Annotated in this window: 2 tRNA genes; both read left to right on the top strand. The window is 48.8% G+C overall.

Annotated elements, in window-relative coordinates:
• The first annotated feature begins 36 nt into the window (after positions 1 to 36).
• Positions 37 to 112 (top strand) — tRNA-Glu (locus MMG82_RS21470).
• A gap of 98 nt (positions 113 to 210) precedes the next feature.
• Positions 211 to 286: transfer RNA gene (locus MMG82_RS21465), tRNA-Glu, on the top strand.
• Positions 287 to 301: the final 15 nt, after the last annotated feature.

Below are 301 nucleotides of genomic sequence, written 5' to 3'. Positions count from 1 at the left end.
AAGACCTCAGTTATGAGGAAAAACATAAGTCCTTGTGTCCCCTTCGTCTAGAGGCCTAGGACACCGCCCTTTCACGGCGGTAACAGGGGTTCGAATCCCCTAGGGGATACCACTCTATCCCTAATAAGATAGAGTGCATCGCAAATGACTAACGAGTTGTTTGAGATAAATCGCAAGACCTCAGTTATGAGGAAAAACATAAGTCCTTGTGTCCCCTTCGTCTAGAGGCCTAGGACACCGCCCTTTCACGGCGGTAACAGGGGTTCGAATCCCCTAGGGGATACCACTCTATCCCTAATAA

Origin of the sequence: Shewanella sp. MM_2022_3, assembly GCF_022557375.1 — a bacterium.
In the GTDB taxonomy this organism is placed as follows: domain Bacteria; phylum Pseudomonadota; class Gammaproteobacteria; order Enterobacterales; family Shewanellaceae; genus Shewanella; species Shewanella xiamenensis.
The sequence above is the reverse complement of the archived record's forward strand: the minus strand, read 5'-3'. Positions and strand labels throughout refer to the sequence as shown.